The organism is Polaromonas sp. JS666 (genome assembly GCF_000013865.1).
Lineage (GTDB): Bacteria > Pseudomonadota > Gammaproteobacteria > Burkholderiales > Burkholderiaceae_C > Polaromonas.
On the sequence record NC_007948.1, the window covers coordinates 4,562,776 to 4,578,110 of the forward strand.

Annotated in this window: 14 protein-coding genes and 1 pseudogene; 4 read left to right on the top strand and 11 right to left on the bottom strand. The window is 57.2% G+C overall.

Features of this window, described 5'->3' with window-relative positions; translation table 11 throughout:
- The first annotated feature begins 100 nt into the window (after nt 1–100).
- The 3 genes from BPRO_RS21630 to BPRO_RS21640 all read left to right on the top strand — a co-directional run bounded on the left by BPRO_RS21630 (nt 101) and on the right by BPRO_RS21640 (nt 3,859).
- The gene (locus BPRO_RS21630) at nt 101–1,420 is read left to right on the top strand and encodes an AAA family ATPase (RefSeq protein WP_011485206.1); all 1,320 of its coding nucleotides are present in this window, start codon (nt 101–103) and stop codon (nt 1,418–1,420) included.
- Between the two features lie 53 nt (nt 1,421–1,473).
- Complete coding sequence (locus BPRO_RS21635; RefSeq protein WP_011485207.1) at nt 1,474–2,079, top strand: HAD family hydrolase; 606 nt, start codon at nt 1,474–1,476, stop codon at nt 2,077–2,079.
- Between the two features lie 220 nt (nt 2,080–2,299).
- Nucleotides 2,300–3,859: an SIR2 family protein gene (locus BPRO_RS21640; protein WP_011485208.1), complete on the top strand. Its 1,560-nt coding sequence runs from the start codon at nt 2,300–2,302 to the stop codon at nt 3,857–3,859.
- Here BPRO_RS21640 and BPRO_RS30945 read toward each other — a convergent pair.
- The 5 genes and pseudogenes from BPRO_RS30945 to BPRO_RS21655 all read right to left on the bottom strand — a co-directional run bounded on the left by BPRO_RS30945 (nt 3,741) and on the right by BPRO_RS21655 (nt 7,997).
- Nucleotides 3,741–4,406 (bottom strand): SIR2 family protein, encoded by a 666-nt coding sequence (locus BPRO_RS30945; RefSeq protein ID WP_369794608.1) that lies wholly within the window; start codon nt 4,404–4,406, stop codon nt 3,741–3,743. The genes BPRO_RS21640 and BPRO_RS30945 overlap by 119 nt on opposite strands.
- 339 nt (nt 4,407–4,745) lie before the next feature.
- A complete protein-coding gene (locus BPRO_RS21645; RefSeq protein ID WP_011485209.1) occupies nt 4,746–5,885 on the bottom strand; it encodes a saccharopine dehydrogenase family protein in 1,140 nt (379 codons plus the stop codon).
- A gap of 284 nt (nt 5,886–6,169) precedes the next feature.
- The gene (locus tag BPRO_RS21650) at nt 6,170–6,664 is read right to left on the bottom strand and encodes an Lrp/AsnC family transcriptional regulator (RefSeq protein WP_011485210.1); all 495 of its coding nucleotides are present in this window, start codon (nt 6,662–6,664) and stop codon (nt 6,170–6,172) included.
- Nucleotides 6,665–6,724: 60 nt separating this feature from the next.
- Nucleotides 6,725–6,876 (bottom strand): annotated as a pseudogene (locus BPRO_RS30560) (arginase); the annotation flags it as partial.
- 23 nt (nt 6,877–6,899) lie between these two features.
- Nucleotides 6,900–7,997, bottom strand: a complete 1,098-nt coding sequence (locus BPRO_RS21655) for an ornithine cyclodeaminase (RefSeq protein WP_049764286.1) — start codon at nt 7,995–7,997, stop codon at nt 6,900–6,902.
- A 110-nt stretch (nt 7,998–8,107) separates the two neighbouring features.
- Here BPRO_RS21655 and BPRO_RS21660 point away from each other — a divergent pair, with 110 nt between their 5' ends.
- Nucleotides 8,108–9,268 (top strand): IS30 family transposase, encoded by a 1,161-nt coding sequence (locus tag BPRO_RS21660; RefSeq protein ID WP_011485212.1) that lies wholly within the window; start codon nt 8,108–8,110, stop codon nt 9,266–9,268.
- Between the two features lie 197 nt (nt 9,269–9,465).
- On the opposite strand, the gene BPRO_RS21665 is transcribed toward BPRO_RS21660, so the two are convergent.
- The 6 genes from BPRO_RS21665 to BPRO_RS21690 form a co-directional block, all read right to left on the bottom strand.
- A complete protein-coding gene (locus BPRO_RS21665; protein ID WP_011485213.1) occupies nt 9,466–11,046 on the bottom strand; it encodes an ABC transporter substrate-binding protein in 1,581 nt (526 codons plus the stop codon).
- Nucleotides 11,047–11,418: a RidA family protein gene (locus BPRO_RS21670; protein WP_011485214.1), complete on the bottom strand. Its 372-nt coding sequence runs from the start codon at nt 11,416–11,418 to the stop codon at nt 11,047–11,049.
- A gap of 116 nt (nt 11,419–11,534) precedes the next feature.
- Nucleotides 11,535–12,533 (bottom strand): ABC transporter ATP-binding protein, encoded by a 999-nt coding sequence (locus BPRO_RS21675; RefSeq protein WP_011485215.1) that lies wholly within the window; start codon nt 12,531–12,533, stop codon nt 11,535–11,537.
- Nucleotides 12,530–13,534 carry an ABC transporter ATP-binding protein gene (locus BPRO_RS21680; protein ID WP_011485216.1) on the bottom strand — a complete coding sequence of 335 codons (1,005 nt, stop codon included), beginning with the start codon at nt 13,532–13,534 and terminating at the stop codon, nt 12,530–12,532. Before BPRO_RS21680 ends, BPRO_RS21675 begins: the two co-directional genes overlap by 4 nt.
- On the bottom strand, nt 13,531–14,412 hold the full coding sequence (locus BPRO_RS21685; RefSeq protein ID WP_011485217.1) for an ABC transporter permease: 882 nt from the start codon (nt 14,410–14,412) through the stop codon (nt 13,531–13,533). The genes BPRO_RS21680 and BPRO_RS21685 overlap by 4 nt, the downstream gene beginning before the upstream one ends.
- On the bottom strand, nt 14,409–15,320 hold the full coding sequence (locus BPRO_RS21690; protein ID WP_232291443.1) for an ABC transporter permease: 912 nt from the start codon (nt 15,318–15,320) through the stop codon (nt 14,409–14,411). Before BPRO_RS21690 ends, BPRO_RS21685 begins: the two co-directional genes overlap by 4 nt.
- Between the last annotated feature and the right edge of the window lie 15 nt (nt 15,321–15,335).

The following is a 15,335-nucleotide window of genomic DNA, read 5'->3' on the forward strand; positions in this document are numbered from 1 at the left end:
AGCTTCCTCTTTAAATCAGAGGGGTTCGGGCATATAGAGCTTGCGGATGACTAGTTAAGGCAAGTGGCTCGGACTCCTCCCCCATCAGCAGGAGTCCGAAATGAGTGACGATGACATGGATGAGAAGCCGTCAGGCTTCGAGAAGATACGAAGAACCGTTCGCGGTGAAAGCCTTGACAGCCAAAGTTGCAGCATTGAGATTTTTCTTCCCCAGCACCTGGTGGATCATTTCAATGACGAGGCAAGAATGCTGGATGAGGCAAAACGTAAAGTAGCCAGGGAAGGCCGGGAAAGGCAGGCCTCCCGGTATGAAATGGCCGATCGCGCGAGCGAAGAGAAAGCGGCGGCCGCGCCGGCCTTGGCTGCGGCGCCGGTTCCGGCAAAAACCGCTCCCCCTGAATCGCTTGTGCCCGGCATCGATTTCGACCCCCAGCTCAAACATCTGGTCTACGCCACAACGGAGCCCGAGGCGGTGGTTCTCCGGACCAAGCTGATGGCCGATGAGGAGATCAGGGTGCGAGACCTGGAGATCGTGGATCGACTGAAGGCCAAGGGGCCCTTGCGCAGGATCATCAATCCCTTCCAGTGCGATCCCAGCCTGGCGCCTTTCGACAGGCTGGCGGGCCGGCATCCCCATTTTGGGCCGGTGATTGATTTCGTCAAAATCCAGGTCGTCCGATGCCGGGCGAATGCAAAACCCCTGCGGATACCCCCTATCCTGCTGTTCGGCGGACCGGGGCTGGGCAAGTCACATTTCACACGCGACCTGGCGGCCGCCCTGGGCACCGTCTGCCGCCGCTGCGCCTGGGATGGCGCGGTCTCCAATGCCACCCTACTGGGCTCGGACAGAAAGTGGTCGAACTCGGCCATAGGCGTTTTGTTCGATCTCCTGTGTCTGGGCGACTGCGCCAACCCGGTGGTGCTGCTCGATGAGCTGGACAAGGTGGGTCGGGACACCAAAGACGATCCCCTGGCGCCCTTACACAGCCTGCTGGAACCCAGCACGGCCACGCAGGTTCGCGATGCCTCCCTGGATTTCGTCTTCGACGCCAGTCTGGTGACCTGGATTGGCACCGCGAACAGCGTGATGCTCATCCCCTCCTCGCTGCGGTCGCGGTTTAGGGAGTTTCACATCGGCCACCCCACGGCCGAGCAGGCCCTCACACTGGCGTTCTCGGTGGCGGCTAACGCGATTGAGAAAACGGCATCCCCGGACTTTGCACCGCCCAAACGGGAGGTGGTACTGCGGATTGCCCACCTGACCCCCAGGGAAATCTACCAGGTCGTCGAGGAGGCGGTGGGAAGAGCCGCGCTCAATGTGCGTACATGGCTCGAGGTGAATGATCTGCCTGCGGAGCTGATCCCGCTTGATGGGGACTCACGGCTGGAATGTGAAGGTGGCGTGAGGTATTTGCATTAACGGACGGTCCGTTGTGTACTGCCCAGAACGTTCAGTCCAAGGAGCTTTTAGCAATGGACCCAAGACCTCTTATTGCGCTTGACGGTGATGGGGTCCTGCTGGACTACAACCTGGCCTACGCCAAGGCCTGGGAGAGAGCGACTGGCAGATATCCCGCAGAACTAGACATCCAGGCTTACTGGGCAATAGATCGATGGGATGTCGAAAGGCTTAGCGGAGAAAAGCTGGAGCAGTTCCGGGCTTGCTTCGATGTCGATTTCTGGAGCACGATTCCTCCACTGGCTTCTGCTGTCGAAGCCTGCCATCGCTTACGCGATCAGGGTTACGACCTGGTCTGCGTGACGGCATTAGCAGAAGATCTTGCGGATGCTCGGCTCCGGAATTTACGCCAGCACGATTTCCCGATTGAGAAGGTGTTTGCCACCGCACATTCCCTGGAAGGGCGCAGCCCGAAAGCCGACGTTCTGGAGCAGCTGAAGCCAGTTGCCTTTGTAGATGACTATCTCCCCTACATGGTGGGTGTGGATGGAAGCATTCACAAGGCGCTGGTTCTCCGGGAGCCCAAAGGTAGCCCGAACATCGGACAGCACTTGAGTGCTGTCGATTCCACGCATGCCGACTTATCGGATTTCGTCCGGTGGTGGCTAAGCAGGCATTAAAACGGGCGTCTACGTAACTCGACGGGAAAACCTTATGACACTAGCCATACATTCCGATTAACTAGACGCGCCCAGTGTTCGGCATCAATGTCGTCCCTAAACATCTCGCGCGGCGGCCCAATAAGAATGGCCGTTTCCAGCTCATCGAGCGACTCCCGAGCTAGCACTGGCGCTAGAGCAACGACTAACGGAACGCTGGGCGGCGCGCTTCGTAAGTGAGTTGTTTCGCGGCTATACGGTTTGCTTTGTCGGTTACAGCATCAACGATCCGGTTCTGCGGTACATGATGGATGCGCTGGCGGCGGACCGGTTGCTGGGAGAGTCGCCACCGGAAATGTTCGCGTTTGGCAGCTATACGAACGGAAAAGAGGTAGATAGAGCCAACGAGTGGAATGCAAAGAACGTTACCCCGATTCTGTATCGGGAGCGAAAGGGACACGACCATTCCTATTTGCACAGCACGCTTCGCGCGTGGGCTGAGACGTATCGGGACGGGGTTCGCGGCAAAGAACGAATTGTTGTGGAATGTGCGATAGGGCGCCCCCTCGCGGCCACGAAACAAGATGACTTTGTCGGTCGCATGTTATGGGCGCTGAGCGATCCGCGTGGCTTGCCCGCCAAGCGATTTGCGGAACTGGACCCGGTTCCGTCACTTGACTGGCTAGAGCCGCTGAGTCAGGACTTCTATCGTCATGAGGACTTGGGACGTTTTGGCGTGCCGGCATTGGCTGACGCCGACAAAAAGCTCGAATTCAGTTTTACCCGACGCCCTGCACCTTACACAAAGGCGCCGTGGATGGTGCTATCTGATAGCGGGAACCGGACCAGCGAATGGGATGCGCCAATGCATCATCTCGCGTGCTGGCTAGTGCGGCACCTGGACGATCCGAAGCTGCTATTGTGGCTCGTAAAACGCGGCGGCAGGTTGCACCACCAGTTGACATGGCTCGTAGAGCGGCGCCTCGATGAGTTGGCCAAACTTGAACGCACGGGTGATGCGAAGGCGCTTGCGCGTATTCGCGACAACTCTCCCAGAGCGATTCCGCGAGCCGCAATGCGCACGCTGTGGCGCCTGTTGCTGAATGGGCGGGTGAGAGCCGGGGCGCGCAACTTCGATCTCTACAGATGGAGGGAACAATTTAAACGGGATGGGCTGACCGCGAGCGTGCGATTGGCGTTAAAGGACGCCTTGGCGCCCTGTGTTGCGCTGCGCGAGCCGTTCCACTGGTCCGACGAGACGGTAGTGAGCGACGAAACAGATCGAGTCAAGGCTATTGTTGATTGGGAGCTAGAGCTGGCATCGGATCATGTGCATTCTGGAATGGGCGACATCCGTGAGGATCGGCGTTGGCTGGATGCTCTCCCTCATTTACTACTCGACTTCAACGTGCTTCTGCACGATGCACTTGATTTGATGCAGGAGTTGGGCGACGCGGATGGACGGGGGGATCATAGCTACGCTCACCAACCCTCTATATCCAAGCATCCGCAAAACAGGAACTTTCATGACTGGACTGCTCTGATCGAGTTGGCTCGTGATGCTTGGGTTGCGACTTCGTCTCGAGCACCTGAGCAGGCTCGAGCTGTTGCTGAGGCATGGGCGTACGGGCCTTATCCTGTTTTCCGCAGATTGTCATTTTTCACTGGTACGCACATCGATGTCATCCCACCGACGACAGCTTTGCGCTTCCTCCTCGATGGTGAGAACTGGTGGCTGTGGTCGGTGGAGACTCAGCGTGAAGCCATGCGCTTAAGTACGCTAAACCGAAGTCCCCGCTAGAAATCACCAAGCGGTCCAACTCTGCGGGCTTTGGCGCGGCTGATAACAGGCCATGCAGGTAGACCAAGCCGTCCCACCTTGCTTTGGGCACCGGAAGCAGTGGGGCTTGATAGGTTTGCAGCGAGAGCGACTGGGAGTCGATCAAGTGCTCAAAAAGACGGTCGAAGTTTGTTGTGATGAGCCGCGTCCGGCCACTCCGGTTCTGGCTCAACGTTAGCAACGCTTCATGCGTAGCGGTGGCGTTCGGCGCTGCAAAATCTGGCTTAAGTACTGAAGCCATTGCACGGCGCACCGTCTCTCGCCCGCCCATCACCCCGGCCTCTAACAGCCCAACAGCCGTGTCGAACTGCCCCACCTTTATCGCCGCCAACTGCACGGCATTTGGGATGACGGATAGCTCCCCATACAGCATGTCCACCAATCCACCGAAGTCTGGGAGCCGCGCCGGGTAAGAGATTCCAGCGCCACAAAAAAATACTACTCGCCCATCCTCATGCAACTGCAGTAGGCGTTCAGGAATATCAGGCCCGTAGCGTACGAATTTCATTCACTGACCCCCTATTTGTTGTCTGTTGTTGACTCGCTGACTCAGTTCGCTTTCAGGGGCATTTAATCACGGGGGACGGCCTTGATGCCTGGCTACGGTGATCAAGCGTATGCGTGCCAGGCAGTTAGTTCTGCGGCCGATCAACATGGTTCGACGAGATGCGGGATTTTCAGCTAGCTATCGATAACTACATATTGTCGATAGTCAGCAAACCGAAATACGACTCAACCATCCATAGCTGAAGGCGGCCTAGGCGAGAGCTTCTCGCCTATTCACCACAACGCCCCATTACGATGAACCAAATCCTACGAACTGGCCCGATGCCGGCTTCGCAGCGGTCTATAAAGTATGCACAACCTCGTTCTTTGATGCATTTGCAGAAGACTTGACGCCAAGGCCCTTGTAGTAGTGTCCCACCTCGGTAGAGAGAAACTCTTCAAGAGGTGCCTGCTCCTGGCCGACGAAACCGGCAAGCGGAAGCTTGCCCTGCTGCAGCAACTCGAATACGCCGACCACGCCGGCAGCGGTCGTGAGTTCAATAGCCGTACGATCTTTGCCGCGCAAGGGAGCGCCAAACACGCGGCCAACACGCGTCTCCTGTTCGAACCTACCGTCCCGAAGGCCCGATGCGGAGGCAAACAGGATCACAACGTCTTCACGGCTGTGTGGAACTGCATGCTCAAGCACTTGACGCAGCAGGTCGCGACGCTCGATCAGGCGCAAATCGTGCAGAAGAAAATCCATCGCGTCGCGGTGGCCGGGATAACGAATAGTCTTGTAGTCGAGATTGCGAACCTTCCCCTTCAGGGTCTCGCACAGCGTGCCCAGGCCGCCCGATGTGTTGAAAGCTTCAAAGGCTTCTGCGTCGAGCGTAAAGGTTTCGTGCCCTTCCATTGGCTGAACCGATAAGAGTTGGCCGTTGACGATAGCATCACATGGGTTGCAGTATTCGTTAATAACGCCGTCGATGCTCCACGTGAAGTTGTACCGAAGGCTGTTCGTTGCGTTGCGGGTGAGTGCACCAACGCGAAGGCGCAGGTCGTACAGCTCGTCGAATCGACCCGCCAGATAGCCGCCAAGCATGCCAATTACGCCTGGTGCGAGCCCGCTCTGTGGCATGAGCACAGAGGTAGCCGTCTTCGAAATGTCCCTGATCGCCTTCGTCGCGGCCACGTCCTCGGTGAGATCGAAATAGTGGACGCCGCATTTCGCAGCTTGGGTCGCAACGCGCGCAGCGAGGTAGAAAGGAAGAGCGTTAATGACAACCGAATGTGCGGAGAGCGCCACATTCAAATCTTCCGCGCTCTCCACGTTAAGAGATACTCTGCGGACCAGCGCATCGCTCTCATCGCCGCGACCTGGTTTCAAATCCGCAAGGGTGACGGGCAAGCCATGGTACTCCGCGACCATGTCCGCCACGGTGCTGCCGACCTTGCCAGCACCAAGAACTAGAACATTTTTGAACTTCAACTTCGTCATTTGATTTCTCCTGTGAGCACAATTGCCCGCTGGAAGAACTATAGAAGTGAGTGTTGGCAGATGGTAGAGAGCAGATCGCTGAAAAAACGCCTCACTTCGTCAGACTAACGAAGGTATTCGTCACGTTGATGTCGACGCAGGTCGTCGAGGCGAAATGGTTGCGCTTTCTTGGCTGGTACCTCGATTGCTCCACGTGCCCTTCGAAGCTCGGCCATGGTCAAGCTTGGTGAAAGAGTATGAAATAGAAATGCGGGGGACAGCAGTAGTGACTTCCAAGGAAACTGTCAGAAGTTAAGGCCATTTTTTGGTAAGAATGGCTGATCACTGTTCGAGGCTGTGCTACGGCGATCAATTTTTCGGCTAAGCACCATGGAGGTTTGTGTGTGATTGACGCCGTCGATCTGTCCTAACTGATCAAGGATCATGTCCAATTTTTCAGGCGTGTCGCATCGCAGGAGGACCATGTAGTCGATCTGGCCGCTGACTGCCCAAACCTCCTCCACCTCGGGCCGACGCTCTAGCGCCTTCATGACCGCAGACGCACCCTTGGCGTTGACGCTGAGGCCGCAGAATGCTCGCACTGCGGCTTGTTCGAGCTGTCGTCCGAGACGAACGCCATACCCCGAAACAATGCCCGTGCGCTCCAGTCGCGCAATTCGTGCGACAACCGTGGTTCTGGCGACCTTCAACTTGCGCGCCAGGTTGGCCGCCGGCTCTCGGGCATTGGCTTGCAGCAAGCTCAGTAGATGACGATCGAGGTCATCAAGTCGTGAGTCCATGTCCACCTTCTAGCAATATTTCAATGGATTGACAATGTGCCGGCAAGAGCCATGGCCTCATCAAGGCGTTTTACCAAATAGGCTCTCCATCAAATCCACCGCCACCTCGGCCGTGCCGCTACGACATTAACTGCCGGGTTGAGTTCCATCACGTCGGGTGAGCCCGGTAGGAAGGTGTCGGCAATCATTTCCATGCACAGCTGTGCTTCGCGGGGAAGGCGGGCTGCAGATTTCATCACCGCGCCATTTCGAGAGGTGTTCCGGTGATCGTATCTTGCGGAGTTTTGGCCACTGATTTGCTACCGCCTACAGCCAGCAAGCCAAAAAGGTCTTTCGGGTTGTCAAGGTGTGGGATCAGATCAATTTGCAGGCGGCCTTTGGCATCAGTTTGTAGTTTTTGCAGGTAGCAAAGGGCTGAGTAATCTTCAAGTGCGAAACCTACCGAGTCAAAAATCGTGACCTCGAGCGGCGTGGCGCGTGCAATTGCCGTGCCGTTCAACACATCTGCAAATTCGTTTACCTTGAAATCTTCGGACAGTTGCTGGATTTCGCCTTCAATACGCGACTGAGGCTCGTATTCAACGATCACACGCGCATCGCTTCTGAGCAAAATGTCAGCGTGCAGCTCGGTCTTGCCAGGGCAGTCACCGCCAACGGCATTAATGTGCATACCGGGCTCAATCATTTCGGGCGTCAGGATGATGGCATTGCATTTGTCGGCGGTGACCGTGGTCACAATGTCGGCGCCTTTTACGGCCTCAAGCGCCGAGTTGCAGATCACTACCTTCAGGCCTTCCAGGCTCATGCCGGCAAGGTTACGGGCCAGCTTCTCGCTGGCCTTGACGTCAATGTCAAACAAACGAACTTCGCGAATTCCGACCATACGGTGAAAACCAATCGCCTGGAACTCGCTTTGCGCCCCATTACCAATCAACGCCATCACGCGACTGTCGGGTCTGGCCATCCACTTGGCGGCCAACGCTGACATAGCGGCGGTGCGCAGTGCGGTGGTAATCGTCAGCTCTGACAGCAGCAACGGGTAGCCGGTATCCACGTCAGCGAGCACGCCAAAAGCTGTCACGGTCAGCAAGCCGACTTCGGTGTTTTTGGGGTGGCCGTTAACGTATTTGAAGGAATACATGCGCCCGTCGCTGGTCGGCATTAGCTCGATCACACCGACGGGCGAATGAATTGCGTGACGCGCTGACTTGTCAAACTCTTTCCAGCGGCGGTAATCAGACTCGATCTCGTGTGCAAGGCCCTCGATGAAGGCAGCAGGGCCCGATCTGGCCACAATTTTCTGAATACTTTCAATACCAATGTAATCAACCACGATGGGCTCCTTTTTTTTTGCCATGAAGGCGTGAAAGCCTGCTATATGCCTTGGATTCAACCGGTCGATGCAACACATTAAATACTGCGTGAGCAGTAGGAGTGTTGCAGATGAAGTACAGAACAAGGATTTACTATTCAGAGAGCCAGAAGGCTCTGATGTGGGAACGCTGGAAGAAGGGCGAATCCCTTCAACAGATTGCCCAGTTGTTTGATCGAAACCACTCATCTGTCAGTCGCATCCTGGCTGAGACTGGTGGCATACGCCCGGCACAACGCTGTCGTTCCCAATTTGCTTTGAGCTTGGCCGAACGGGAAGAGATATCACGCGCATTGGTGGCGGGACAGTCGATCCGGTCAATTGCTTCCCAACTTGGGCGAGCTCCGTCAACCGTCAGCCGTGAGATCAAGCGCAACGGTGGCCAAGGCAGCTACCGTGCGACCCAGGCCGACCAGGCTGCATGGGATAGAGCACATCGTCCCAAACGCTGCAAGCTGGCTCAGAACCGAATCTTGGCGCGCGTCGTGGCAGGCAAGCTCCAACGTCAGTGGGCTCCCCAGCAAATTGCAGGATGGCTCAAGCATACTTACCCGTGCGACGAGGACTACCACGTGTCACACGAAACCATCTACCGCAGTCTGTTCATTCAAGCCCGAGGCGCATTGAAGAAGGAACTACTGCAACATTTGAGACGCACCAGGGCCATGCGCCGTTCGCGCCACCACACCCAGAAGACAGACAACCACGGCAAGATCACCAACGCCGTGTCCATCAGCGAGCGTCCAGCCTCGGTGGAGGATCGGGCCGTACCAGGCCACTGGGAAGGCGACTTGCTGTTTGGTAACCTTAACACCCAGATTGCGACACTGGTTGAGCGGCAGACGCGTTACGTGATGCTGGTGAAGGTTGCAAGTAAAGATACCCAGACGGTCATCAATGCACTTATCAAAAACGCTCGCAAGTTGCCCCAGGAACTCTACAAGTCGTTGACTTGGGATCGGGGCAAAGAAATGGCTGACCACAAACGTTTCACATTGGCCACCGACATCAGCGTTTACTTCTGTGATCCCCAGAGTCCTTGGCAGCGTGGGAGCAATGAAAATACGAATGGACTATTGCGGCAGTATTTCCCCAAGGGAATCGATATCTCGAATTACTCACAGGCACAGTTAAATGCAATTGCGAGAAAACTGAACGAACGCCCAAGGAAAACTCTAAACTACGAAACGCCCGCTGAACGATTCAGCCAACTTGTTGCATCGACCGGTTGAATCCAAGGCCCACAACAGACACAACAGATAATTGGGGCAAGAGCCAAGCCAAATAAAAATCAGCAGATTGCGTTTTACTTATATTCAGTTCGGCAACCCACTGATCACGCGGCCGAGTAGTACGCAACTGAAGCCGTCGACCCCGCAACCGATTACGGCGAGATCGCAGTTCACCACTCAGGTACTGCTCGTAGCGATCATTTCTTCAGTGTCGATTTTTCGTTGATCGGCGGAAAGAGGTTCATTGCGCCCTCAAGAGGCACTCCATAGTCGAGCGCACCGCGACGGGCCCAGACCTGCTGCAGATCAAATAGCGGGATGGCGCAGAGATCTGCGTTGATCTTCACCTGTGCCACGCGCCAAAGCGAGCTTCGCGCAGCCGCATTTGGGGTTGCGCGCGCCGCATCAATTTCCTTGTCGGCTGCATTGCAGTGGGAGAAATTGGTAACCTGAGTAGGTGCGCCGATCTCGGAGCGGGAGTGATAGAACTCTGTGAGGTAGGAATCGGCCACCGGGAATCGAGCAGCGCCGTAGAAGACGATTGCACTCACGTCCTTGCGGATCTGCGCGTGATAAGCGGCGTGCTCGACCACGTCCATGGTTAAGTTGATGCCCGCGCGCTTGAGCTGTTTCTGCACCACATCCATAACCGACAGTTGCGAGGCGGTACTGGACACTACCGCCCTTAGGGTGATGCCGTTGGCGTAGCCGGCTTCCGTCAGCAAAGCTTTTGACTTGCCGACGTTATAAGGAAACTTTGGCCCAACGTCTACCTCACCTGCGTAGCCTGGCGGAATGACAGATCTGCCAGGCTTGACGATATCCGCGCCGACGAAGTGAACTAGTTCCTGCACATCCACGGCGCGTGCTACGGCTTCCCGAACACGCGGGTCGTCCAGCGGCTTGATGCGCCGATTGAGCATCAGGGTACGAAATTCACCTGGTCCGAAGACATCGACTTTGACGGACGATTGGTCCTTAGGCGGCGCCCAGAGCCGGGCCCGCTGCACCCAGCGCTGATCGCGCTGGCCGGCGACCAGGTCAAGCTCGCCAGTAGCGAACGCTAGCCCCCGGACGGCCTCGGAGGGGATGAATCGGTAAACGATGCGCTCTATCTTCGGCTTCCCACGGAAATACTTGTCGTGCGCCTTCAGCACCACCTCGCGCTGTTTCTGATGTTCAACGAACTCGAAGGGCCCAAAGCCAACTGGCTTCAATTTGAACGCGTCTTTCAGATCCTGGTCGGCCTTGCGGCTTACGACCATTCCGCCGTGGTAGTTGGCAACCAGTCCCAGCAGACTGGGTACTGGCGCCTTGAGCTGTATGCGCACCGTATGCGAATCGAGCGCGCTCACTTCCTTCACCGGCTCAAAGGTAGACGAAAACGAGGACCGCTTTGGATCGGCTGCGCGCATTAGGCTATAAACCACATCCTCCGCATTCACCTCGCCATAGTTGCGGTGGAACTGCACACCGTGACGCAGCTTGAATGTCCAGGTCAGTCCATCAGCAGAAGCCTGCCAGCTCTCGGCCAAATCACCTTCTATTTTCTCGGGGTCAGCGGAACCGGGTGGAAATCTCACCAAGCCACCGAAGATCATGCTAATCAAGCCCTTTTCTTCCGACACCGCCGTGCGGTGCGGATCCAGAGTAGTGATGTCAATCGCATCACTTCCGATGCGGAGGATGGACTCCTGAGCAAATACCGGCCCGACAAGGCCAATACATGCGGCGATGAGGAGCGCTCGACACGCGATCACATAGTCGACCGCCTTCATTTATGCTACTTCCTTTTTTGCGATGGCCGCAGTGACGATCATCTCTATAAGAACGTCGGGTGCTCCCATCTCGCACTGGGCAGTGGCACGGGTGGACGTCGCGCCAGGCGGAGTCCATGCATCCCAGATCTCATTCATGCCCACGAAGTCATTCTTGATATCTTTGAGCCAGATCTGCGTGGTGAGCAAGCGGCTCTTGTCGGTACCAGCCTCGGCGAGAAACTTGTCTATCTTTTCCAGGGTCTGCCGGGTCTGGCCGCGGATGTCCTGGCTTCGGTCATCGGCGGTTTGCCCGCCTACGAAGACGATGCCGTTGTAGACCACGACGCTGCTGCGGCGCTTGGTGGTAGCGATACGAGTGATGTCGTTCATCTGACTTTCCTTTTTTTGAGTGAAGAAATTCCCGCACATGGCCAGTTCATGGCTGTGCTCGCCTCGAAGAGGTGCTCTTATGCTGGGGTGGCCGCGCGAATCAAGCGGTAGCGGCGCTACGGAGTTATTAATCGACCTGCAGGATCCTTTACCAACGGATAAAAGCAAGCCACTGCACGTCCTGGCCCGATACCCTCCATAGTCGGCACTCGCGACTCGCAATCCGGGCGTGCCCGGGCACAGCGTGGATGGAAAGTGCAGCCAGAAGGCAGATTCGTCGGCGCCGGAATTTCGCCCATGATCTTCGACAGGCGTACCCGCGCCGCTGGATCTGGCACCGGAGAGGAATCGCGCAACACGCGGCTGTAGGGATGCAGCGGACTATCCAGCACCTGTGCAGTCGGGCCTTGTTCGATGATGCGGCCCAGATACATCACACAAACCGATTCACAGAAGTGGCGAACTACCCCCAGGTCGTGCGAGACAAACACGAACGACAGACCGCGGTCGCGCTTCAGGCGTTCCAGTAGTTGCAGGATTTGCGCCTGCACGGACACGTCGAGCGCGGAAACAGGTTCGTCTGCCACGATCAGCTCCGGGTCCAGCACCAAAGCGCGAGCGATACCGATACGCTGGCGCTGCCCGCCCGAGAACTCGTGTGGATAGCGGTCCAGTGCAGTTCGCGGCAAGCCCACTTCGTCGATGGTCTGCTCCACCTTCGCGGAAATCTGTTCAGCGTTGCCCAGTTTGTGAACGAAAAGAGGCTCGCTCAGCGCCTGCCGAACGGTGCGGCGCGGATTGAGCGAGGCGTACGGATCCTGGAACACAATCTGAATACGACGGCGCAGCGCGCGCATATCAGACACGCTGGCTTGGCGTATGTCCTGGCCATCAAAGAAAATGTTGCCTTCGTCAGGTTCGATCAGACGCAGCAGGGTCCGCGCTACGGTGGATTTGCCGCAGCCGGACTCGCCCACCAATCCCAGCGACTGGCCGCGGCCCACACTGAATGACACGTCGTTCACCGCCCGCACGACTTGCTTGGCTCCACCCAGCCAGCCGCCGCCGCTTTCAAAGCGCTTGACCAGATTTCGCACTTGCAGAAGATCGCTCATGCCATGTCTCCATATTGTTCAACGCGAACCACGCAGCGTACTTGGTGCGAAGTACCAATGCGCATCAAATTTGGCCGTTCGGCCTCGCAGCGCGCTTCTTTTAGGCGACAGCGCGGTGCAAATGCGCAACCTTTGGGTAGTGCGTTGATGGCTGGCACACCGCCTGGAATGGATTCAAGCACTGCGCTCGCGTCCACCCTTGGCATGGCGCGCAAGAGCGCTTCCGTGTAGGGATGCATGGGCCGGGCGAACAAGGTCTGAACGTCGGCAGTCTCTACAACTTCGCCGGCATACATCACGGCCACCCGGTCGGCGATCTGCGCCACAACTCCCAGGTTGTGGGTGATGAACACCACGCCCATGCCGTGTGCGGTCTTCAATTCGGACAAGAGGCTGAGGATCTGCGCCTGAATAGTCACATCGAGCGCGGTGGTCGGCTCGTCGGCCAGCAGAACGCGGGGCTTGCAAGCCAACGCCATCGCGATCATCACACGCTGGCGCATTCCACCGGAGAACTGGTGTGGATAGTCGTCAAAGCGCTTGGCGGCAGCGGGGATCTTCACTTCTTCCAGCACCTCTAATGCAAGCCGGCGTGCCTCTTTCCTGGACAGGTGGCGATGCTGCTGGATAGCTTCGGAAATTTGGTCGCCCACAGTCATAGTGGGATTCAGTGAGGTCATTGGCTCCTGAAAGATCATGGCAATCGCTTCACCGCGCAGCTTTGTCATCTGCTTCTCGGACAACATGGTCAGATCAACGCCGTCCAACAGAATCTGCCCGCCACCATGGCGTGCAGCGGACTCGGGCAAAAGTCGCAGCACCGACAGCGCCGTCACACTCTTGCCGCTGCCTGACTCGCCGACCACGGCAAGCGTCTCATTAGCCGATACTTGCAGCGACACTTCGCGTACTGCGGCATGCCATGCGCCGCCCACGCGAAACTCCGTGCGCAGGTCACGAAGCTCCAGGACCGGAGGTTGGGAAACAGGAGAGGGATTCATGCACGCTCCGAACGAAGTTTTGGGTCTATGGCGTCGCGTAAAGCATCGCCTAGTAAATTGAGTGCCAGAACTGTTAACAAGATGGCCAAGCTGGGAAACACTGTCAGCCACCAGGCGTCCAGGATGTGCTCGAACCCTTCGCGGATCATGCTGCCCCAGGTTGCGACCGGCGGCGGCACGCCGAGCCCGACGAAGCTGAGTGAAGCCTCGGTGCGGATCGCGGAAGCCATCCACAACGATCCGAGTACCACCACGTCTGACACCATATTGGGCAGTATGTGCACGCCCATTAAGCGAATCGGCCCAAAGCCCAGCGCTCTACCCGCCTCCACGAAGTCGCGTTGCTTCAGCGCGATGGTTGGAGCCCGTGCCACTCGAATAAAAGGCGCTATCTCTGTGATCGCAATGGCGATGATTAGGTTTTCCAGACTGGCGCCCAGCATGGCGGCCACCATGATTCCCAACAACAAGGTAGGAAATGAGAGCATGACGTCAACCAAACCCATGACAACCTGATCGACGATCCCGCCCAAGTATCCTGCCAGGATGCCTAGCGCCGAGCCGATGCACATGGCAATTAGGATTGCGACAAACCCGACCAACAACGACACGCGCGAGCCGTAGATAAGGCGCGACAGCACGTCTCGGCCATAACTGTCAGTGCCCAGCCAGAACTCCGCAGACGGCGGTTCAAGTCGGTAGGCAATGTTCTGCTGGAACGGATCGTATGGAGCAAGCCAAGGCGCGAACACCGCAGCAACCACGATCAACATCAACAGTCCTATGCCTATCCAGGACATCCGGTTCTTGCGCAAGGCTTGCCACACGGAGTTCGGCTTAACGACTGCAGAGGCAGCAACGATACTAACGGTACTCATTTGTATTTCACCCTTGGATCGACCAAACCATAAACCAGGTCTGTCAGAAGATTGACCACGATCACGCATGACGCGAACACCACCATCAGCCCTTGCAGCAAGGTGTAGTCCCGCGAGTTCAGCGCGCCGAGGATGAGCTTGCCGAGGCCCGGTCGGTTAAAGACAATCTCCGTCAGCACCGAGTTGCCGATCAACGTGCCAAAGTACAGGCCTACCACCGTCACGATGGGGATCAACGCGTTGCGGAGACCGTGCCGCAGGATCAGCCGCATCGGCCGAACGCCCTTGGCACGCGCGGTGCGGATATAGTCCTCGCCCATCACACCCAGCATCGACGACCGCGTGACCCGCATGACATAAGCCGTCATGATCAGTCCCAAGTTAAAGGCGGGCAACGCCAGGTTGTGCAGTTGCTGCGTAAAGGTGCGCGCTCCCGTGTTGCCGATGACCGGGAACCAGCGCAACTCGACGGCAAAGACCAGCAACATCAGGATGGCGGACACAAAAGCGGGAAACGACAGTCCAATAAGGGAAAGCACGCGACCAAGGTAGTCAGGCCATGCGTTGCGGCGCAGCGCAGCCCATATTCCCAGCGGCAGGCCGAAGACCGCGCCGATCAAGAGGGAGGCGGCGGTCAATTGCAACGTCCAGGGCAACACCAGCGACACTTCGTGCAGAACGGTTCTTCCACTGGTCATGGACACCCCAAAATTTCCCGACAGCATGTCGCGCAGGAAACTCAGGTACTGAAGGTGAACAGGCAAATCCAGGCCCAGTTGCTTGCGCAAGGCCTCGAGCGCTTCCGCGCTGGCCTGGTCGCCCAACATAACTGCGGCTGGATCTCCCGGCACCAAACGCACCAGGATGAAAACTGCGGTCAACATGGCCAGAAGTGTGGGGATGGCCAATAGCAGGCGCTTGAT

What these genes read in the sequence shown, in the direction of transcription:
- BPRO_RS21660 (WP_011485212.1), top strand. Translation starts at nt 8,108, where the DNA reads ATGAAGTACAGAACAAGGATTTACTATTCAGAGAGCCAGAAGGCTCTG.
- BPRO_RS21680 (WP_011485216.1), bottom strand. Translation starts at nt 13,534, where the DNA reads ATGAATCCCTCTCCTGTTTCCCAACCTCCGGTCCTGGAGCTTCGTGAC.
- BPRO_RS21630 (WP_011485206.1), top strand. Translation starts at nt 101, where the DNA reads ATGAGTGACGATGACATGGATGAGAAGCCGTCAGGCTTCGAGAAGATA.
- BPRO_RS21635 (WP_011485207.1), top strand. Translation starts at nt 1,474, where the DNA reads ATGGACCCAAGACCTCTTATTGCGCTTGACGGTGATGGGGTCCTGCTG.
- BPRO_RS21650 (WP_011485210.1), bottom strand. Translation starts at nt 6,664, where the DNA reads ATGGACTCACGACTTGATGACCTCGATCGTCATCTACTGAGCTTGCTG.
- BPRO_RS21670 (WP_011485214.1), bottom strand. Translation starts at nt 11,418, where the DNA reads ATGAACGACATCACTCGTATCGCTACCACCAAGCGCCGCAGCAGCGTC.
- BPRO_RS30945 (WP_369794608.1), bottom strand. Translation starts at nt 4,406, where the DNA reads ATGAAATTCGTACGCTACGGGCCTGATATTCCTGAACGCCTACTGCAG.
- BPRO_RS21665 (WP_011485213.1), bottom strand. Translation starts at nt 11,046, where the DNA reads ATGAAGGCGGTCGACTATGTGATCGCGTGTCGAGCGCTCCTCATCGCC.
- BPRO_RS21645 (WP_011485209.1), bottom strand. Translation starts at nt 5,885, where the DNA reads ATGACGAAGTTGAAGTTCAAAAATGTTCTAGTTCTTGGTGCTGGCAAG.
- BPRO_RS21685 (WP_011485217.1), bottom strand. Translation starts at nt 14,412, where the DNA reads ATGAGTACCGTTAGTATCGTTGCTGCCTCTGCAGTCGTTAAGCCGAAC.
- BPRO_RS21675 (WP_011485215.1), bottom strand. Translation starts at nt 12,533, where the DNA reads ATGAGCGATCTTCTGCAAGTGCGAAATCTGGTCAAGCGCTTTGAAAGC.